The 20223-nt window shown below is 66.4% G+C and carries 18 protein-coding genes; 12 read left to right on the forward strand and 6 right to left on the reverse strand.

Going from position 1 to position 20223, the window contains the following annotated elements; genetic code table 11:
- Positions 1–203: 203 nt before the first annotated feature.
- Together MWU77_RS02415 and MWU77_RS02420 are read left to right on the forward strand one after the other, a co-directional pair.
- Positions 204–347, forward strand: a complete 144-nt coding sequence (locus tag MWU77_RS02415; protein ID WP_169687488.1) for a hypothetical protein — start codon at positions 204–206, stop codon at positions 345–347.
- Between the two features lie 47 nt (positions 348–394).
- Positions 395–1252 carry an SDR family oxidoreductase gene (locus tag MWU77_RS02420; RefSeq protein WP_247272849.1) on the forward strand — a complete coding sequence of 286 codons (858 nt, stop codon included), beginning with the start codon at positions 395–397 and terminating at the stop codon, positions 1250–1252.
- Positions 1253–1275: 23 nt separating this feature from the next.
- Here MWU77_RS02420 and MWU77_RS02425 read toward each other — a convergent pair whose 3' ends face one another.
- The gene (locus MWU77_RS02425) at positions 1276–1755 is read right to left on the reverse strand and encodes an FABP family protein (protein WP_169687818.1); all 480 of its coding nucleotides are present in this window, start codon (positions 1753–1755) and stop codon (positions 1276–1278) included.
- Between the two features lie 69 nt (positions 1756–1824).
- On the opposite strand from MWU77_RS02425, the gene arcA reads away from it, so the two are divergent.
- Positions 1825–3036 carry an arginine deiminase gene (arcA, locus tag MWU77_RS02430; RefSeq protein WP_169687817.1) on the forward strand — a complete coding sequence of 404 codons (1212 nt, stop codon included), beginning with the start codon at positions 1825–1827 and terminating at the stop codon, positions 3034–3036.
- 7 nt (positions 3037–3043) lie between these two features.
- Here arcA and arsC read toward each other — a convergent pair whose 3' ends face one another.
- A complete protein-coding gene (gene arsC / locus MWU77_RS02435) occupies positions 3044–3391 on the reverse strand; it encodes an arsenate reductase (glutaredoxin) (protein ID WP_247272850.1) in 348 nt (115 codons plus the stop codon).
- Between the two features lie 125 nt (positions 3392–3516).
- Between arsC and mscL the strand changes: the two genes are divergently transcribed.
- The 6 genes from mscL (at position 3517) to MWU77_RS02465 (ending at position 8624) form a co-directional block, all read left to right on the forward strand.
- Entirely contained in the window at positions 3517–3960 is a 444-nt protein-coding gene (gene mscL, locus MWU77_RS02440) for a large conductance mechanosensitive channel protein MscL (protein WP_169688006.1), read from the forward strand.
- A gap of 67 nt (positions 3961–4027) precedes the next feature.
- Positions 4028–4387 (forward strand): GntR family transcriptional regulator, encoded by a 360-nt coding sequence (locus MWU77_RS02445; protein ID WP_169687815.1) that lies wholly within the window; start codon positions 4028–4030, stop codon positions 4385–4387.
- A gap of 183 nt (positions 4388–4570) precedes the next feature.
- The gene (locus tag MWU77_RS02450; RefSeq protein ID WP_240959110.1) at positions 4571–6049 is read left to right on the forward strand and encodes a BCCT family transporter; all 1479 of its coding nucleotides are present in this window, start codon (positions 4571–4573) and stop codon (positions 6047–6049) included.
- A gap of 62 nt (positions 6050–6111) precedes the next feature.
- Complete coding sequence (locus MWU77_RS02455; protein ID WP_247272851.1) at positions 6112–6456, forward strand: hypothetical protein; 345 nt, start codon at positions 6112–6114, stop codon at positions 6454–6456.
- Positions 6453–7754, forward strand: a complete 1302-nt coding sequence (locus tag MWU77_RS02460; RefSeq protein WP_247272852.1) for a cyclopropane-fatty-acyl-phospholipid synthase family protein — start codon at positions 6453–6455, stop codon at positions 7752–7754. The genes MWU77_RS02455 and MWU77_RS02460 overlap by 4 nt, the downstream gene beginning before the upstream one ends.
- A 96-nt stretch (positions 7755–7850) precedes the next feature.
- Positions 7851–8624, forward strand: a complete 774-nt coding sequence (locus tag MWU77_RS02465) for a hypothetical protein (protein ID WP_247272853.1) — start codon at positions 7851–7853, stop codon at positions 8622–8624.
- 34 nt (positions 8625–8658) lie between these two features.
- On the opposite strand, the gene MWU77_RS02470 is transcribed toward MWU77_RS02465, so the two are convergent.
- Positions 8659–10212 (reverse strand): dolichyl-phosphate-mannose--protein mannosyltransferase, encoded by a 1554-nt coding sequence (locus tag MWU77_RS02470; RefSeq protein WP_247272854.1) that lies wholly within the window; start codon positions 10210–10212, stop codon positions 8659–8661.
- A gap of 23 nt (positions 10213–10235) precedes the next feature.
- On the opposite strand from MWU77_RS02470, the gene rsmI reads away from it, so the two are divergent.
- The 3 genes from rsmI (at position 10236) to MWU77_RS24905 (ending at position 16880) form a co-directional block, all read left to right on the forward strand.
- The gene (gene rsmI / locus MWU77_RS02475) at positions 10236–11120 is read left to right on the forward strand and encodes a 16S rRNA (cytidine(1402)-2'-O)-methyltransferase (RefSeq protein WP_169687809.1); all 885 of its coding nucleotides are present in this window, start codon (positions 10236–10238) and stop codon (positions 11118–11120) included.
- Between the two features lie 76 nt (positions 11121–11196).
- On the forward strand, positions 11197–12594 hold the full coding sequence (locus tag MWU77_RS02480; protein WP_169687808.1) for a sodium:alanine symporter family protein: 1398 nt from the start codon (positions 11197–11199) through the stop codon (positions 12592–12594).
- Between the two features lie 311 nt (positions 12595–12905).
- On the forward strand, positions 12906–16880 hold the full coding sequence (locus MWU77_RS24905) for a WD40 repeat domain-containing protein (protein WP_247272855.1): 3975 nt from the start codon (positions 12906–12908) through the stop codon (positions 16878–16880).
- Here the strand turns inward: MWU77_RS24905 and MWU77_RS02490 are convergent.
- The 3 genes from MWU77_RS02490 to MWU77_RS02500 are packed head-to-tail and all read right to left on the reverse strand — an operon-like array spanning position 16825 to position 20186.
- Positions 16825–18129 (reverse strand): aminodeoxychorismate synthase component I, encoded by a 1305-nt coding sequence (locus tag MWU77_RS02490; protein WP_169687806.1) that lies wholly within the window; start codon positions 18127–18129, stop codon positions 16825–16827. The genes MWU77_RS24905 and MWU77_RS02490 overlap by 56 nt on opposite strands.
- 12 nt (positions 18130–18141) lie before the next feature.
- Positions 18142–19041, reverse strand: a complete 900-nt coding sequence (locus tag MWU77_RS02495) for an RNA polymerase sigma-70 factor (protein ID WP_247272856.1) — start codon at positions 19039–19041, stop codon at positions 18142–18144.
- On the reverse strand, positions 19038–20186 hold the full coding sequence (locus MWU77_RS02500; RefSeq protein ID WP_247272857.1) for an NAD(P)/FAD-dependent oxidoreductase: 1149 nt from the start codon (positions 20184–20186) through the stop codon (positions 19038–19040). The genes MWU77_RS02495 and MWU77_RS02500 overlap by 4 nt, the downstream gene beginning before the upstream one ends.
- Positions 20187–20223: the final 37 nt, after the last annotated feature.

Here is a 20223-nt window from a genome sequence, read left to right on the forward strand (position 1 = left end):
CGTACCTCACCGCCCACTGCCGTGTCCCGGTTCGCGTCGTCAGCGCATTCGGCCGCGCCGTCACGGCACACCACGGGATGAGTTCTGGAGAGGTCGCACGTCGACACCGTCGGCCTGTGAGGAGCGTGTCGATCTCGCAATCGCACGTTCGGCTATGGCACGGACCAGGAGAAACCGGCACACTATGTGTTATGGATCACAGGATGAGTGACGACGAATTGCGGCGGGCCATTCGGGTGCTGCGCGAACGGGCGGATCTGGCGCGTAACGAGGGACGCGACGACGACGCCGACATGCTCGAGAAGACGATTCACGGTTACCAGGAAGAGATGTCCCAGCGGCTCTGACGATCGAGCTGCGCTTTCAGGAACGCCGCGGCGGTTAGGGTGTCGCCATGGCGATCAAGGACCTGCGCGGAACCAGATTTCTCGTTACGGGCGCGGCCAGCGGAATCGGCCGCGCTCTCGCTCTCGCGGCAGCCCGCGAGGGAGCCGATCTCATCCTGACCGACCTTCAGCAGGACGGTCTCGACAGCGTTGTCGACGCCGTGCGCGCAGGCGGCGGGACCGTACTGCATTCCGCAGCGTTCGACATCTCGGACTACGACGCCGTCACCGCGTTCGCACACGCCGTCCACGAGCGTTGCGAGTCGGTCGACATCGTCGCCAACGTTGCGGGGGTGTCGGTGTGGGGCACCGTCGACCGTCTCCAGCACAAGCACTGGAAGCTCATGGTCGACGTCAACCTCATGGGGCCGATCCACGTCATCGAGAACTTCGTGCCACCGATGATCGCGGCCGGTCGCGGAGGGCACCTGGTCAACGTGTCGTCGGCCGCGGGGCTTCTCGCATTGCCGTGGCATTCGGCGTACAGCGCCAGCAAGTTCGGGCTACGTGGCGTGTCGGAGGTGCTGCGGTTCGACCTCAAACGCGACAAGATCGGTGTTTCGCTCGTGGTGCCCGGAGCCGTGGCCACCCCGCTGGTCGACACGGTGGGCATCGTCGGCGTCGATCGCGACGCGCCCGCAGTCCGGAAACTGACGGGGCGTTTCGTCAAGCACGCGGCATCGCCAGAGAAGGTCGCCGAGTGCATTCTCACCGGTATCAGGAAGAGCCGCTTCATGGTGTACACGTCGTTCGACACCAGGTTCGGCTTCTGGTGGGCACGCAAGTTCGCCCCGCCCTACAACCTCGTGATGCAGGGCGCCAACGACTACTTCCGAAAAGTTCTACGTTCGAGCACCGCAAAGTAGCCGGGGCTGCCCGCGAAACCGATCTAGGCGTCGCGCCGGAGTGCGGCGTGCAAGTGGTGGGTGAGCGGGGTGTCGGCGTGCGCCATCCACAGGTCGTAGGTGAGCGTGTCGCCGTCGAGGACGTAGCGACGCTTCAGTTCGTGCACCGGCTTCGCATCGGGCGAGCGTTCGAGAACTACCGCGGTGAGGTCGAGCACTCCCTGGGTGAGTCGACCGCGCTGGATCTCGACGAAGCCCGTCGGCTGCGACACGAGCAGTTCGATGTCCTCGCCACTGTTGCGCAGATACCCGTTCTCGGTGTGCAGCGGTCGCGCCTCGGTGCGGTGACGGGTCCGGCTCACGTACATCAGAAACGGTTTGCCGGGGATCGAGGCGAACTCGATCGTCTCGTCGTACGAGAAGTCGTCGATGGTCGGGTAGTGGCCTTCGCCGCCTCCCACCCAGCGACCCGCGAACGCGGCGAGTTCGCCGAGCGGGTCGTTCTCGGCCGGATTATCGGACATCGGTAACTCCTTGCGGGTGGGCTGCGCGTGTGCACCCGCCATCCTTCCGCAGAGAGTTACCGTTGTCGCATGAACCAGCAGTGGGGTGTCGATTCCGAGGTGGGTGCGCTCACCTCCGTGATGCTGCATCGGCCCGGCGCGGAACTCGAGCGGCTCACCCCTCGGAACAACGATCAACTGTTGTTCGATGCGTTGCCGTGGGTCGCGCGAGCTCAAGAGGAACACGACGCGTTCGCCGAGGTGCTGCGGAGTCGTGGTGTGGAAGTGCTCCTTCTCTCGGATCTGCTCACCGAAACCCTCGAGGTCAGCGGGGCTGCGCGGGTGCAGAGTATTTCGTCGGCCGTCGATCCGCGTCGCCTGGGGCACTCGCTGGCCAAGGAACTCGCCGGTCATCTGCGCACTGTTGCCGCACCCGAACTCGCCCGAATCCTGATCGCGGGAATGACTTTCGACGAATTGCCCGCGGCGGGCATGGGTTCGCCACCGTCGCTGGTGCGGCTGATGCACCACGGCCCGGATTTCGTGATCGAGCCGCTCCCCAACCTGCTCTTCACCCGGGATTCGTCGTTCTGGGTGGGCTCCCGAGTGGCGATCTCGACGCTCGCGCTGCCCGCAAGGCGACGGGAAACCAACCTCACCGACCTCATCTACGCGTTTCACCCGAAGTTCCTCGGTGTACGACGGGCGTACGAGTCGCACACGGCTCCCGTCGAAGGTGGCGACGTGTTGCTCCTCGCGCCGGGCGTGATCGCGGTGGGGGTCGGGGAGCGAACCAGCCCCGCAGGGGCAGAAGCATTGGCACGCAGCGTCTTCGAAGACGGTCTTGCTCACACGGTACTTGCCGTGCCGATCGAGCAGCGACGCGCGTCGATGCATCTCGACACGGTCTGCACCATGGTCGACGTCGACGCCGTCGTGATGTATCCCGCCATCCGCGACACGTTGGAGGCGTTCACGATTCGACGCGAAGACGGGTCCGCGCGGATAACGGGACCACGGCCGTTCCTCGAAGCAGCGGCCGACGCAATGGGTATCGAGAAGCTCCGGATGATCGACACGGGGCTCGATTCCGTTGTCGCGGAGCGGGAACAGTGGGACGACGGGAACAACACCCTTGCGGTCGCACCGGGGGTGGTCATCGCGTACGAGCGCAACGTCGAGACCAATACGCGACTCGAGGATTCCGGAATCGAAGTGCTGCGGATCGCCGGGTCGGAGCTGGGCTCCGGCCGCGGCGGTCCGCGGTGCATGTCGTGCCCGCTCGCGCGGGCGGCGCTGTAGCAGCGCGTCAGAGAATATCGCGAACCTTGTCGACGGGGCGTGCGAGCACCGTTCCCTTATCGGTGACGACGAGGGGGCGTTCGATGAGGATGGGGTTGTCGACCATCGCGACGAGCAGTTCTTCCTCGGATGCTTCGGTGAGGTTCAGCTCCTTGTAGAGCGCTTCCTTCTTCCGGATTGCTTCGCTGGGACGCAGCCCCGCGTCGTCGAGGAGTTTGCGCAGGCCGTCGCGCGACGGCGGGGTATCGAGGTACTTCACGATCGTGGGTTCGAGACCTTCCTCGCGCAGGAGTGCGAGGGTGTTGCGAGACGTGCTGCAGCGAGGATTGTGGTAGATCGTTGCGGTGTGTGCCATGTCTCGATTGTGCCCTGCCGGTACGGCTGTCGGAAATGTCCCTGTTGAACGTGGTTACTCGCCCTATTAGCATTTCCGGGTCGAATTGTTCGCACCATGTGGCTCAATAACGAAAGGCCCGGGGAATGCTCAAAGGTTTCAAGGATTTTCTGCTGCGCGGAAACGTCATCGAACTCGCCGTCGCAGTCGTGGTGGGCGCGGCGTTCACTGCGATCGTCACCGCGTTCACCGACAACATCATCAATCCGCTTGTCGCGGTGGTCGGCGGCAACAACGAGATGGGCTTCGGCTTCAAGATCCTCGCGTCGAACGAGGCGACCTTCATCAACCTCGGTGCTGTGATCTCGGCGGTGATCAACTTCATCATCATCGCTGCGGTCGTCTACTTCGTGCTGATCGTGCCGGTCAACGCAGCCAAGGCCCGCTTCGCCCCGGACAAGGAACCGGAGGACGAGCCGCTCAGCGAAACGGACCTGCTCATCCAGATCCGCGACCTGCTCGAGAAGGGCAGCTACAACACCGTCGACGACGACCTCGACGGTCGCCACAGCGACAAGGCTCGTGTCTGATCGTCGCGAACCCCCGGCCCTCCTTCTTCCGGTCGAAACGTCTGGGAGACGCTGCTAGCCTGCAATGATGCTCGATATCGTGATCGATTCGGACTCGTCTGTCCCGCCGTTCGAGCAGCTTCGCCGACGGATCGTCGAACTCGTCCGGGACGGGGAGTTGATCGCCGGTACGAAGCTGCCCACCGTGCGCGCCATGGCCGAGACCCTCGGGATCGCGCCGAACACGGTGGCGAAGACGTATCGGGAGCTCGAGCAGCTCGGGGTCCTCGAAACCCGCGGGCGGGCCGGGACGTACATCGCGGATTCGGGCGATCCCACACGGTCGCTCGCACAGCAGGCCACTACCGAATTCGTCGCGGCCGTACGGGTGCTGGGAATGTCCGACGAGGAGATCGTCGACTTCGTCGAGGCTGCGCTGCGCGCCTAGAGTGCGACTTCCGCGAAAGCGACACAATTTCGGGGCAATGAAGGAAAGTTGGAACATATGACTGTTCCTGAGGGCAGGACCGACGACGCAGCCGCCGCTGTTGCCGCCGGACCACTGGATACTCCGCCGACCGACCCACCTCGTAGCCGCACCGACCGCGTCGTGTTCGGAATCTCCGCCGCCATGGTTGTCGCCATAGTCGTGTGGGGTCTCGCGGCTTCGGACAACTTCAGCTCGGTGACCGGATCCGTTCTCGACTGGATCGTCATCGAGATGGGCTGGCTGTTCGTCCTCTCGGCGACAGCCTTCGTCATTTTCGTGTTGTGGATCGCAGCAAGCAAATACGGCCGGATACCACTCGGCAAAGATGACGAGGTGCCCGAGTTCCGCACCGTCAGCTGGATCGCAATGATGTTCAGCGCGGGGATGGGCATCGGATTGATGTTCTTCGGCGTGTCCGAGCCGGTCTCGCACTACGTGACAGCGCCTCCCGGTACCGATGGCGGAACCGGAGTTGCGATGGCGACCACGATGTTCCACTGGAGTCTTCATCCGTGGGCGATCTACGCGGTGGTGGGCCTGGCCATCGCCTACGGAACCTTCCGAAAAGGCCGCAAACAGCTGGTGAGCGCCGCGTTCATTCCGCTTCTCGGGCGCCGAGCCGAAGGCCCCATCGGCAAGCTCATCGACATCCTTGCCCTCTACGCGACACTGTTCGGAACCGCTGCGTCGCTCGGCCTGGGCGCATTGCAGATCGGGTCGGGATTCGAGGTCACCGGATGGCTCGAGACGGCTGGGGTAGGACTCCTCGTGGCGATCGTCGCCGTGCTCACCCTCGCGTTCGTCGCGTCCGCGGTATCGGGAGTCGCGAAGGGCATCCAGTGGCTCTCGAACATCAACATGGTGCTTGCGGGTGTCCTCGCGCTGTTCGTGTTCGTGCTCGGCCCGACGATCTTCATCCTCAACCTCATTCCCACCACACTCGGCGCCTACGCTGCCGACCTCGCCGAGATGTCGGCTCGCACTGCGGCATCCGGTCCGGAAGCAGGCGAGTGGCTCTCCAGTTGGACGATCTTCTACTGGGCCTGGTGGATTTCGTGGGCGCCGTTCGTCGGCATGTTCCTGGCGCGGATCAGCCGTGGGCGCACCATCCGTGAATTCGTCATCGGCGTGATGATCGTGCCGAGTGTCGTGAGCCTGCTGTGGTTCGCCGTCTTCGGTGGCGCCGGGATCAATCAGCAGGAGCAAGGGTACGACGTCGCCGGTGCCGGAAGCGTCGAAGAACAGCTGTTCGGCATGCTCGACCACCTACCGCTCGTGGGTATTTCCACCGTCGTCGTGATGGTGCTCGTGTCCATCTTCTTCGTCTCGGGCGCCGACGCCGCATCGATGGTCATGGGCAGCCTCACACAACGGGGAACGCTCACACCGAGCCGCGGCGTCGTCGTGTTCTGGGGTGGTCTGACCGGCGGTGTCGCAGCGCTGCTGCTGTGGACAGGCGGCTCCGAAGCGCTCAATGCACTACAGACGATGACGATCATCGCCGCCGCGCCGTTCGTGATCGTGATGATCGGTCTGTGCGTGTCGCTCTACCGAGATCTGAGACGAGATCCGATCATCACCGGTGGTCGGCGACGGCGACTGCTCAGACGCGTCGAGTGACGCGCGGGCACGCGGCATTCGCGGTCGAGGTGACGGATCCACAGCCCGGATACAGTGTCCTCGTGATCGGGACGGTCGCCGCCGCCGAGGCATTCGCGGCGCGCGTCGGGCCGGGCGGCGTGATCCGAAGCAGCCGCACCCTGGCCGACGCGACCGGCACCTCCGATCTCGTCTGCGGGTTCGGGGTGCCGGAGTTCCGCGACAGCGACACGTCGCGGCTCAGCGGCATCGCGGAGCTGCTCGCCCCCGCCGGGCAACTGTGGGTATTCGATTCACCGGCGGCCGGCGAGTCGGCCGGGTTGCTGTCGATGCGCATCGGCACGACCCTCTCGCATGCGGGACTCGCGATCGTCGACATACTCGAAGGGCGGTGCGTGATCGGTGTCTGTGCCATGGTGAAAGGATGAGCGCCGCGCGCGACCTCCTGGCCACCTTCGAAGAGTTCCTGCGAGTGCAGATTCCGGTCCACGTCCGATGTTGGGACGGCTCCGAAGCGGGACCGCCGGACGCCGAGGCCCGCGTCGAATTCCGCAACCGCCGGGCGCTGCGCCGTGTGCTGTGGGCTCCCAACGAACTCGGATTGAGCCGCGCGTACGTCAGCGGCGACCTCGTGGTCGACGGCGATCTCTACGCGGTTCTCGGGCTTCCGGACCTCGTCGACAGACTCGGCAGCCGCACGCTGCGCGACACATCGCCACGTGAGTTCGCACGTCTGGCGCGGAAGTTCGCCGCGCTCGGCATCATCGGACCCTCTCCGCGACCACCCTCGGTGGAGATCCCTCGCCGGCGCGGTGCCCTGCACAGCAAACGACGCGACGCGCAGGTGGTCTCGCATCATTACGACGTCGGAAACGACTTCTACAGGCTGTTTCTCGGCCCCTCGATGGTGTACTCGTGCGGCTACTGGAGCCGGCCGGAAACCGGCACACCCGGCCTCGAGGACGCACAACACGACAAGGTCGACCTGGTCTGCCGGAAACTCGGACTCGAACCGGGCATGAGGCTCCTCGACGTCGGCTGCGGGTGGGGAGCGATGGCGCTGCATGCGGCGCAGCACTACGGCGTCGATGTCCTGGGCGTCACGCTCAGCGCCGAACAGCGCGACTTCGCGCAGGCGCGTATCGCTGCGGCAGGCATGTCGGATCGCATCGAGATCCGGCTGCAGGATTATCGCGACATCGACGAGACCCCGTTCGACGCGATCTCGAGCATCGGTATGTCCGAGCACGTCGGGGCGACCAAGCTTCCCACGTATGCGCAGCACCTGCACGAACTGCTGGTCCCGGGTGGGCGATTGCTCAACCATGCCATCGCGTCGGTGGTGCACCGGCCCGATTCCCGCAGTCGTCCCGCTACCTTCATCGACCGCTATGTGTTCCCTGACGGGGAGATACTGCCGCTGAGTCGTACCCTCGATGCGTTCGAACGCGCGGGCCTCGAAGTCCGCGACGTCGAGGCGCTGCGCGAACACTATGCGCTGACATTGCGTGCGTGGGTCGCGAACCTGCAGGAATCGTGGGAGGAGGCGAGCTCGCTCGTCGGAGCCGAACGAGCTCGAACCTGGTTGCTGTACCTCACCGCGAGCGCACTCGGCTTCGAGGAACCGGGCCGTCTGACGATCAACCAGGTACTCGCGGTACGTCCCACCTCTACCGGCGCGAGCAACATGCCGCGGACCCGTCACGAATGGCTCTCGAGCGGGTGATGTCCCGGACTCCGACGGTGCGCCTGACGGGAGTTGTCGGCACCTCGCAGTAGCGTGACCGCAGCCCGCTGTTGCACTGCGAGAGGGGAGTCACGGATGGCCCGCACAGACCGCTTCGACGGAATTCTGGAACGGGGCTGGGACCGTTTCCGCACTCGACTTGCGGGCCGGATCGCGGCGCTCGGAAAAGGCGAGCAGATCGACCTCGCCGCCGAGACCACAGGTGAACATCTCACCCTGGTGAAGATCGTCGCGCTCGATGCGAGGTGTATCGAGGTCGAGATGTCGGGAATCGGCCCCAGCATCAGCCCGGTACGTCAGGCCGACGAGATCGCGCACCACGTCGTCGCTGCGCTGCGTGAGGTGTACGGCGTGCTGCATCCCACCTTCCTGCGCAGCGACGAGCCCGACACTCCCCGCGCACTGCGCTCGCGTGTCGGTGAGGCACTCCGGCTACAGTTCGGGCGGCCGATCCCTCTCGACGCCGACGGAGATTTTGTCGTCGTCGTCGATTCCCAGGCGGTATTCGTCGTGGTCGACGACAGCGCTCGCACCATCCAGCTGTGGGCGCCGCTGCTGCACGGCATCACCGGGCGTGCGCGGGCTGCCGAGGAACTACTCAAACTCAACCGCGCATGGCCACACATCAAACTGCTTCTCGTCGAAGATCGGCTCGTGGCGACGATCGACGTGATGGGCGACCCGTTCGTGCCCCGGCACCTCGCCGACCTCTTCGGTGCGCTGAGAGTGCTTCTCGGCACCATCGACACCGGATTCGCACAGCGCTTCGACGGGGAGCGGTACACCGGCGACACCGATGCAGAGCCCACACTGTTCGACGAACCGACGGTGTTCGACGAACCGAGCTGACCGAGCCGGCCACGCACTGTCGGGGTCGGGAAAGTCAACGCCAGCTGGGCAACCACAGTTCGCTGTGCCAGTGCGCCACCGTGATCGGCAACCCGGTCAGGATCGGCCACAACCACACGAAGTTCGCGACCACCAGACCCACGTAGAGGCACACCACGAGCAGACCGGTGGTCCGCCTCTCCTGCGACGCGTACCGCTGTCCCAGCACCTCACCGAGGACCAGCGTGATCGCCATGACGAGGAACGGCGCGAGCGGAACCGCATAGAAGTAGTACATCTGCCGGTCGAGGCTCGCGAGCCACGGCAGAATGCCCGCTCCGTAGCCGGTGAGCACCGCAGCCCAGCGCCAATCGCGGCGGACCAGCATCTGCCACAAACCCCACCCGAGGACGGGCACCGACACCCACCACAACGCCGGAGTGCCGATGAGCATGACGGCCTTGACGCATTCGTCGGCTCCGCAGCCGTCGATGTTCGACCCGTCCGCGTAGTAATACAGCATCGGGCGCAGCCCCATGGGCCACGTCCACGGCTTCGACTCCCACGGATGGATGTTGCCCGCGGAATTGGTCAGACCCGAGTGGAACTTCAGCACACTCGCGCTGTAGTACCACAGCGACCGCAGCGCATCCGGCACGAACGAGAAGGCGCTGTCGTGACCGATCTGATTGCCCACGGCATGGCGGTAGACCCCGGTCTCGCTGGCGAACCATGCCCAGAACGTCGCCAGATAGACGCCGACGGGGATCACCACCAGCGCATACAGGGCGGGACCGATATCGCGGAGCGCGGTGCCGATCCACGGTCGCTGCACACCGTAGGCGCGGCGCGCAGCGAGATCGAACGCCACCGACATCAGACCGAAGAACGCAATGAAGTACAGCCCGGACCATTTGGTGCCCACGGCCAGACCGAGCAGGACACCGGCCCCGAAACGCCACCACCGGACCCCGAAGCGAGGCCCCCACACCGAGTCGCGGAGGCGACCCTCGGCGTACACGCGGGCCATACGGCGACGGATATCGTCGCGGTCGACGAGCAGGCATCCGAATGCGGCGACGACGAACACCGCCTGGAAGATGTCGAGCATCCCCATCCGCGACGAGACGAACGTGACCCCGTCGACGATGAGGAGCAACCCGGCAACGGCACCGAGCATCGTCGAACGCGTCATCCGGCGCACGATGCGCACAACCAACAGCACCAGGACGACTCCGGCGACGGCGGACGAGATCCGCCAACCCCAGCCGTTGTAACCGAACAGTGCTTCCCCGACCGCGATGAGCTGCTTACCTACCGGCGGGTGCACAACGAGCCCGTATCCCGGGTTGTCCTCGATCCACCCGCCGGTGACGACCTGCCAGCCCTGCGGGACGTAGTGCTTCTCGTCGAACACCGGCGTCCTGGCGTCGGTCGGATAGTTCAGCATCGTGAAACGGGTGATGGCCGCGAGAACTGTGACGAACGCCGTGACGACCCAACCGCGTGTCCGATCGGTCAGGGCCGACTGCGGAGGTGGTACCAGCGGAGCGGGGCTCGAGAGGCGGCGGTGCGGGGCCTCGGAAGGGCGCAGGTCCGTCGCGGTCACAATCCGATCGTAGGCTGAACCGCATGCAGGCAGAAAATCCGGGACAACAGGGGAATCCGGGACAACACGCGAATCCGGGGCAGGGTCGGCTCGTGCTGGCCGCGACACCGATGGGCGATATCGGCGACGCATCCAAGCGGCTCTGCGATGCGCTGGCCACCGCCGACGTTGTCGCGGCAGAGGACACCCGTCGCACCAGGTCTCTCGCCTCCGCGCTCGGCGTGACCATCACGGGCCGTGTCGTGAGCTTCTACGACCAGGTCGAAGTGTCGAGGGCGCCCGCGTTGATCGCCGATATCGAAGGCGGCCGCACGGTGCTGCTCGTCACCGATGCGGGCATGCCGTCGGTGAGCGATCCCGGTTACCGGCTGGTCTCCGCATGCGTCGAGGCCGGCCTGCCCGTGACGTGCCTGCCGGGCCCGTCCGCGGTGACCACCGCACTCGCGTTGTCGGGGCTGCCCGTCGAACGCTTCTGCTTCGACGGATTCCCGCCCCGTAAACAGGGGCAGCGCCGCACCTGGCTGGCGACACTCGCGACCGAGCCACGGGCCGTGGTGTTCTTCGAAGCGCCGCACCGACTGGCCGCGTGTCTGGTCGATGCCGCCGAGGTCTTGGGCGGAGAACGCCGCGCCGCGGTGTGCCGCGAGCTGACGAAGACCTACGAGGAGGTCAAACGCGGAACCCTCGCCGAGCTCTCCGAGTGGGCAGCGGGCGGGGTTCGAGGTGAAATCACCGTCGTGCTCGAAGGCGCCACCCCACGCAGCAGCGATCCCGCCGATCTCGTCGATGACGTCGAAGAGCTCGTCGCAGATGGTGTCCGGCTCAAGGACGCCTGTGCGCAGGTCGCTGGGACCTCCGTATCGAAGAAGGAGCTGTACGACGCGGTGCTGGCCGCTCGGCGCGTCTGACCTCAACTCCGGTACACCGCGGGCATACACTTTCCGTCCATCGGATCACCCACCGGACGACGAGCAGGAGAAGTGCATGGACGCTGTCAACGATTTCCTCGTCGAGGTAGCGGGGGTGGTGTGGGGTCCGTATCTGCTGATTCCGCTACTGCTCGGGACGGGTCTGCTCCTGACCATCCGGCTTCGTGGTGTGCAGTTCCGCAAGTTGGGACCCGCCCTCAAGTTGGGGCTGATCACCCGTAACGATCCCGGTGCCGCCGAAGGCGACATCTCTCAGTACCAGGCGTTGACGACCGCACTGGCGGCCACGGTCGGCGTCGGCAACATCGCCGGTGTCGCGACGGCCATCTATCTCGGCGGTCCCGGAGCGCTCTTCTGGATGTGGGTGACGGGCCTGCTCGGTATGGCGAGCAAGTATTCGGAGGCTTTCCTCGGGGTCAAGTACCGCACCCGGGATGCCAAGGGTGAGCAGAGCGGCGGCCCGCAGTACTACCTGGCACGCGCGATCCCGAACAGGTTCGGGCTCGTCCTCAGTCTCGTCTTCGCCGTGTTTGCGGTGCTCGCGAGCTTCGGTATCGGCAACATGACGCAGGCCAATACTGTCGCGACGCAGATGGACGGCACGTTCGGGGTGCCGACGTGGGTCAGTGGGGCCGTCATGACGGTGCTCGCCGCCGCTGTGCTCCTCGGCGGAATCAAGTCGATCGGGCGGGTCACCGCCGGGTTCGTGCCCGCAATGATCGTTCTGTATGTCGGTGCGGGCATTCTCGTGCTCGCGGTCAATTTCGGCGAGATTCCCGCAGCCCTCGGCCTCGTGTTCTCCGATGCGTTCACCGGAACGGCAGCGACCGGCGGCTTCATCGGATCGGTGTTCATGGCCGCGATGCGCTACGGCGTCGCACGCGGCATCTTCTCCAACGAGTCGGGCATGGGTAGTGCCGCGATCGCGGCCGCCGCAGCCCGGACGACGCACCCGGTCCGGCAGGGCCTGGTGTCGATGACGCAGACATTCATCGACACCATCATCGTGGTCACCTTCACCGGCATGGTCATCATCACCACCGGTGCCTGGCAGTCGGGCGAGGAGGGCGCCGCGATGACCTCCACGGCGTTCGCAGACGGCCTCGGCGGTGACTGGGGCCACTGGATCGTGGCGATCTCCGTCGTGTTCTTCGCTTTCTCGACGATCCTCGGATGGTCGTACTACGGCGAGCGGTGCGTCGAACGTCTCGTCGGCCGCGGTGGTGTGGTGCCGTACCGCGCGATCTTCGTGGTCGTCGTGTTCATCGGCGCGACCACCGAACTCCAGGTGGTGTGGAACTTCTCCGACGTGATGAACGGTCTGATGGCGCTGCCGAACCTCATCGGCCTGATCCTGCTGTCCGGGATGATTGCGCGCGAGACGAAGGCTTATCTCGACCGAGACCCGTATCTGCTCGGGGAGCCACCTGCCCGGGAACCGGACAACGCCTAGCCGACAACGGAAGGTGTCGGAGATACGCAACGGCCGGACGATCATCGATCGTCCGGCCGTTGCTCTCCCGATTCAGGGCGCCCGCTGTACCGATGGAACTACCCCTCGATCAGTTCCACTCGACGCAGAGCACTCGCCCCGGTGCAAGGTGACCTTGCGTGGTTACCAGTTTCGTACCCATTGCAATGCTCTCCAATCGCGCACCGTTGCGGAACGGGTATCATCCCAGGTCGGACATGGTGAGGAACTTTTCCGCAGCGGACTTTCCTCGGCGGATTCCCTCGCGGAAAAGGATCGGAAGGGCGCGGAAGGTGAGTGCGGACGACGGCACGACGCAGAACGCAGATCACCGGCGCTTCTTCGCCGACCAGCTCCGCATCCTGTTCGCGGCTGCGGGCCGCCCGGCGTTGAAGAAGGTGGTCTCGGGCGCGTCGACGATCTCTCGCGCGGTCGGAAACGACCGCACGGTATCGGTGCAGAGGGTCAGCGATTGGCGTAGCGGCAAGCGCGTGCCTGCGAGCTTCGAATCCGTCCACCCGGTGCTCGTCGTGTTGATCCGCTCCGCCCGCGAGCTCACCGCGGAGCCCCCCGCCCCTGGCCTCTACTCGCTCAAGCAGTGGGAGCGATGGTGGAAAGCCGCGCGCGGCGAGAGCGGTGGAGCCCGGTCGGCCGACCGACCACCCCCGGTGATCGTGGACACCCGCCCCTACAAGGGGCTGTCCGCCTATCGGGCGGACGACGCGCGGATGTTCTTCGGCCGGACCACGAGCATGCGCATGCTGGCCGACACGGTCGTCGCGGCGCACGGTCAGGGGGTGGTCATCGTGACCGGTGCGTCCGGTGTCGGGAAGTCCTCGCTCGTCCAGGCCGGTCTCATCCCGTTGATGTGCGGTGGTGGCGAGTGCGCGCCGGTGGTGTTCACCCCCGGCTCCGACCCGGTCGGTCGCCTCGTGGAGGTACTGCCTGCCTTCGCCGGACTCGATGGTCCCTCCGGCGATCCGGTGGCCGATCGGGCAGTGGTGCACGAGGCCATGGCCGCCGAAGCGGAGAAGGCATCGGTGTCGACGCTGCTGGTCGTGGTCGACCAACTCGAGGATCTGTTCACCCAATGCGACGATCCCGACAGCCGCGCGCACTTCTTGATGCTCCTCGAGCACATGTCGACGGCCGGGGACTCCGATGCGCCCGCGCATGTCGTTGCGACGATGCGTTCGGACTTCTACGAGCAGGCCGTGACGTATCCGGCGCTCGCTCGTGCGCTCGAACGCCGAAGCAAGGCCGTGCAGCCGCTGGACCAGGACGATCTCGTCGAGGTCATTTCTGCGCCGGCCAAGCTTCTCGGTGTCCGACTCGAACCGGGCCTCGTCGACCTCATCCTGCACGACCTGGGTGTGCTGGCACCGGGGGACATCAGCGGCACCGAGCTGCCGCTGCTGTCCCATCTTCTCGACACCATGTGGGACAAACGCACCGGCGGCGCGCTCACCGTGGCCGGCTATCGCGCGACCGGCGGTGTGCGCGGTTCGATCGCGGCAGGAGCCGAGCGGGCCTGGGAAAGTCTCGACGAACGCGACCGCGAGATCGTGCGGACGGTGATGGTCCACCTCGTCTACGTGACGAACACCGGCACGGACGTGAAGATGGCTCGCCCGCTCTCCGTGCTTCTTGCGGTGGGAAGCGACGACCGCGCGGCCACTGCGAGAGTCGTGGACCATTTCGTGTCGGCGCGCGTGCTCGTCGTCCACGAGGGGCACGTCGAACTCATCCACGACGCGGTGATCGTGGCATGGCCGCGCCTGAAGGCGTGGGTCCACGAGGACCGGCAGTTCGCTGCGTCTCGTCAGCAGATCGAGGCCGACGCCGCGAACTGGATCGAGAGCGACCGCAACAAGGGGATGCTCTATCAGCGCGGGCGGATGGATCTGCTCTCCGAGCAGGGCGCGCGATTCGATGGCAGCGCGGCAGGAGAACGGTCCGTCGCCGCGGTCAGTCTGTCCGCCCGCGAGTTCCTCAGAGCGTCCCGCCGGCAGATCGATTGGCAGCGACGTCGTCGCGGGGGAGCACTGGCAGGACTGGTCCTGCTGACGATAGTCGCGCTCGTGATGGGCGGCCTGGCGTGGGTCGGCAAGAACAAAGCAGACGACGAACGGGAGGCCGCGCAATTCCAGCAGGTCGTGGCGCTGTCGGATTCGAGCCGATCGGACGATCCGACGATGTCGGCGCATCTTGCGCTGGCTGCGACCTCGCTCGACGGCGACAGTGAGGTGGCCTACTCGCGACTCCTCGCCACGCAGGGTGTGCCGCTCGCACGCGTCCTGGTGGGGCATACCGGTCCGATCTACGGAACCGCGGTCTCGCCCGACGGCGCGACGTTGGCCTCGGCCAGCGACGACGGCACGGTGCGTTTGTGGTCGTTGACGGGTGAGGTTTCGTCGATCGGCGCCCCGCTGGTGTCGTCGTCGAACTACATGGCGTCGGTGTCGTTCAGTCCGGACGGGCGTTATCTCGCCGCAGGCGGTGGCGACGGGGGTGTGTGGATCTGGGACATCTCGGACCGCGGCGCACCCCGAGCTGTGCTGGACCGTCGCGTTCTGGGATCGGGTGCCGTCCACAACGTCCGGTACAGCCCGGACGGGCGGACGCTGGCGGTGCCCTACGACGACGGTTCCGTTGTCCTACTCGACACCTCGGCTGCTGCATCCGGTCGGTTCCCCGCGACGGAGATACGCGGGCACGAGGGCGGTGTGCGGACGGTCTCGTTCCGCACCGACGGTTCGGTGCTGGCCACCGCGAGCGACGACCGCACGGTGCGACTGTGGGACCTGTCCGACCGTTCGGCGCCGATACCGCTCGGGGACCCGTTGACCGGGTTCGGTGACGTCGCCCATTCGGTCGGCTTCAATGCAGACGGCACTCTCTTGGCTGCAAGTAGCGACGACGGTGTGCTGTGGTTGTTCGACACCACCGACCCTCGGAACCCCCAGCAGATCGGCACTCCGGTGCAGGCCCATACCGGAGGTGTGTGGACCGTGTCCTTTCTTCCGGACGGGCTCACCCTCGCCAGCGCGTCGTGGGACGGCACCGCGAAGCTGTGGTCGGTGGACAAGGACGCCCGGCGGATCGACGAACTCACGCCCGCGCTCACAGGGCACGGCGGTGGTGTACCCGCGCTGACGGTCACGCCCACCGGAGACACGATCATCACCGGAGGTCAGGATGCGAATCTGCGGATCTGGACCATGCCGCATCGCCGCGTGTTCGTCTCTCAGGCGCCTTTGACATTGCCTGTCGCCGACCGCTCGGGCGACCTCGTCGCCACCGGAAGTTACGATGCGGTCGTCCGGCTGTGGCACGTCGACGACGGGGGATGGTTCCGTGTCGGCCAGGTGGAGCTCACGCGTCCACTCGGCGGCGGGTACGTGAGCGCACTGTCCCCGTCGGGTGAGGTGCTGGCGGCGGCGGCAACCTCCGGGGGAAGCATCGAACTGTGGAATGTCGCCGAACCTGCGGCGCCACGGCAGTTGGGTGAGCCGCTCGCGCTCGCAACCCGATTCACCTCGGCCCTCGCATTCGGGCCCGAGGGCACCACCCTGGTCACGGGCAACGACGACTATTCGGTGCAGTTGTGGGATCTGTCCGATCCGGCAGCGCCGAAGCCGTGGGGTGAACCGCTCGGCGGGCCGACCAACCTGGTGCGGCACGCGGCGATCAGTCCCGATGGACGCAGTCTCGCAGTGACCAGCGCCGACGGCCGGATCTACGCCTGGGACATCACGGATCGGTCTGCCCCCCGCTCCGTCGCCGTCACCGAGGGACATTCCGCGGGCGTGAACGGACTGGCGTTCGCCCCTGACAGTTCGGTTCTCGTCACCGGGGGCGACGATCATCAGGTCGTGGTGTGGGACCGCGACCCCACCGGGAGTTTCGTCGCACGCGGCACGCGGCTCCGCGGTCATACCGGCACGGTGTACTCGGTGTCGGTGTCGCCCGACGGCAAGCGCGTCGTCAGTGGCAGCGACGATGGCACGGTCCGGTTGTGGGATGTGTCGGATCCCGAGGGCATGCACGCGGTGGGGGGACCGATCACCGATACCGGGTCGGGACGCTGGCAGGTGATGTTCCATCCGAACGGCACGGTGATCGCTGCGGGCGGTGACGGTGTGTTGCGCACCTGGAGTCTGGACCCGGACGTGGTCGTCGAGAGGATCTGCGCCGCGACGTCGGGACAGTTCAGGGAACTCCTACCGCAGTTCGGACTGCCGTTTCTGCATGACAAGGTGTGCTGAGAGCCAGGATGCTCGCCGCCTTGTCGAGACATTCCTGCCATTCGGCGTCGGGGTCGGAGTCGATGGTGATGCCTCCACCGACTCCGAGGGCGCAGGTTCCGTCGGCGTCGAACTCGACGGTGCGTATTGCGACGTTCGATTCGGTGCCCGCCAGCGGACTCGCCATCCCCACTGTGCCGCAATAGACACCGCGCGAGGACGGTTCCCACTGCTGCAGCAGTTCACGGGCGCGGCCCTTCGGGCAACCTGTGACCGAGGCGGGCGGGAAAGTGGCCTCGAGCAGATCGCGGGCGGATACGCCGAGGCGGGCTGTCGCGGTGACGGTCGAGACCAGGTGCCACACGCCGGGCGCGGGACGGACAGCGAGGAGTTCGGGCACGGCGACGCTGCCTGGTTCGGCCACACGGCCGAGGTCGTTGCGAACCAGATCGACGATCATGATGTTCTCGGCGACATCCTTGACGGATGCCCGCAGGTGGTCGGGGTCCCGGTCCAGCGGGAGCGTGCCTTTGATCGGGCTGGAGGCAAGTCGCCGGCCGTGGCGGGAGACGAACAGTTCCGGTGACAGTGACGCCACCGAACCCCACGACCCTTCGAGGTAGGCGGCGCGCGCCGGGTTCGTGCGGGTGATCGCGTCGACGAAGAAGGAGAGAGGGTCGCCGGTGTAGTCGCCGGTGAACCGGGTGCAGACGCATGCCTGGTACACCTCGCCCGCCCGGATGGCGTCGAGGCATTGCTCGACACCGTGCCGGTGGGCGTCACGTTCGGGCAGCGACCAGTCGATGTTCCACTGTGCTTCGGGCACCGCTGCAGTGCCGACGGTGTCCGTCCTGTCCGCAGGATCTGCGATGACCGCGCGGGCGAGTGCATCGGAACATTCTCTGTCGGTGAGTGTTTCGTACCACCAGTATCCGTCGTGGTCGAGACGCAGGACGGTGTCGGTCCAGCCACCCGCCGCCACGGGTAGTGCCGGCGGCCGGGAGGTGACCGGGTCCGGGTAGGCGAGGTACCCCATCCATCCGCCGCCGATGCGTGGGCCGCTGTCCCGGACCTGTATGTCCGGGCAGGTGAATGCGTCGGTGGCCGCGGCCGGCTGCGCACCGAGCGACGGCGCGATCACTGCTGCGGCACCGAACCACGATCCGGTGAGCGCCGCAGGCGCAGGTGTACCGAGGCGCCGGGCGTGCTCACCGAAAGTGGCGAGCACCTGAGCCGGTGTACCTCCGCGTCCGATTCGTTCCATCCGCATCGGACCAGCCTGTCACGGTAGGGGCGGGGTCTCGAATCGGGTCAGCTTGTCGGGGTTGCGCACCGCGTACACGCCTGTGATCAGGCCGTCTACGATCTCGAACAGGAAGACGAGGTCGATCACCCCGTGCGAGTACACGAGCACACCCGGTGCCGTGTTGACCGTCGCGGCGGCCATGGTCATCTCCGGGAGCCCCACACGTGCGAGCCCGGAGAACAGGCGCGCCACCTTCTGTGCCCCGTGGACCGGCACCTTGGCCGCCGAGACCTTACCTCCACCATCTGCGATGTACACGGCGTCGGGCGCGAGCAACCGGAGCAACCCGTCGAGATCACCGGTCGTTGCGGCCGAAAAGAACTCACCGACCACGCGATCGGTTTCGGCGCTCGCGGGTGTGAATCTTCGTCGTCGCTCATGAACGTGATCGCGCGCCCGGTGAGCGACCTGCCGGACGGAAGCCGGAGTGCGGTCGACGGTGTCGGCGATATGCGCGTAGTCGAATCCGAATACCTCCCGCATCACGAACACCGCTCGCTCGAGGGGACTCAGCGTCTCGAGGACCAGGAGCATCGCCATCGATACCGATTCGGCGAGTTCGACCTCCGCCGACGGGTCGGTGCCGGGCCCGTCCGTCGCGGTGAGGAGTGGTTCCGGTAGCCACGGACCGACGTACTCCTCGCGTCGTCGCTGCGCAGACCGCAACGAATTGAGCGCCTGCCGCGTGACGACCTGCCCCGCGTAGGCGCGTGGATCCTCGATGGTGTCGGGAGCGACCGCGGCGAACCGCAGGTAGCTGTCCTGGAGGATGTCCTCGCTGTCGGCGACGCTCCCGGTGATCTCGTAGGCGATCGAGAACAACAGGCCGCGGTGTTCGGTGAAGACCCCCGACGGTGAGGTGTCGCCGGAGGTCACCGTACGCCGGCCGTGTCGAGGGCGGGGCCTGCCGGGACGAACGGTGTGTGGCCGCGGGCTTGGCGTCGCATCGTCCAGATGGTGCCACGAAGGATGCCCTCCTTGGCGAGTGTCGCCGATCTTCCCCGTACCGCCGCCGCGCGAGGGGTGTCGGCGGATGTGGTGAACTGCAACGCGGCCCGGCCCCGACCCAGCGAGATGCACTGCGCGACGAACCCGAGCGACAACGGTTCGGGTTCGCGACCCTGCACCACGTCCCACACCGTTGCTGCGCCGTGCACACCGAGTGGAATCGCGGCCTGGCAGCTCATCCGGACGTAGGGCCGCTGCGCGATCGTGATGGCGTCGCCCACGCCGATCACGTCTGCACGGTTCGTCGACCGCAGCGCAGCATCGACGCGCAGGCGACCGGAATCGTCGACGTCCAGCCCGCTGCGGCGAGCGAGATCGGGTACCGAGAATCCTCCCGCCCACACCGTGAGGTGGGAGGGCGCTTCGGTTCCGTCGTCGAATCGCACACCGGCATCGTCGATCTCGGTGACGGTGACGCCGGTGAGGATGTCGATGCCGAATCCGGTCAGGGTGCGTCGCAGGTACCGGCGGGTGCGGTCGGGCAGGTCCGGGCCCGGATCACCGACGAGTGTGTAGCGATGGCCGGGGTGCGCAGTGGCGAGTTCGGTCACGGTCTCGATGCCGGTGAACCCCCCGCCGACGACCGTGACCGCCGCACCATGGGGTAATGCCTCGATCGCGGTGTGCAACGCCGACGCGGATTCGAAGTCGGACACCGAATGCACCCGCTCACCGCCCGGGACCTCGACCCGGGCCGGTCCGCTCCCGACCGCGTAGACCACGGCGTCGCAGGTCAGAACCGAGCCGTCGGCGAGGAGTACTGCACCGTCGTCGATCCGTTCGGCGGTGCCCACTCGCAGTTCGGCGCGGGGATGAAGCAGATCGGTGAGGTTGTGTGTCGCCGACCCGGTCGCGGCCGCATGCTGGTGCAGCCGGGTCCGTTCGACGAACACCGCTCGAGGATTCACCACGGTCACTGCCACCTCGGGGTGTTCGGAGAGGAGTCGGTTCGTGGCCATCACGCCCGCGTATCCGGCGCCGACGACCGCCACATGAACGTGTGTGTTGCTCATGGTTCTCGCCTCGATCCATTCGTTCGGATGTGTCGGT

Origin of the sequence: Rhodococcus sp. F64268 (assembly GCF_023015605.1) — a bacterium.
In the GTDB taxonomy this organism is placed as follows: domain Bacteria; phylum Actinomycetota; class Actinomycetes; order Mycobacteriales; family Mycobacteriaceae; genus Rhodococcus.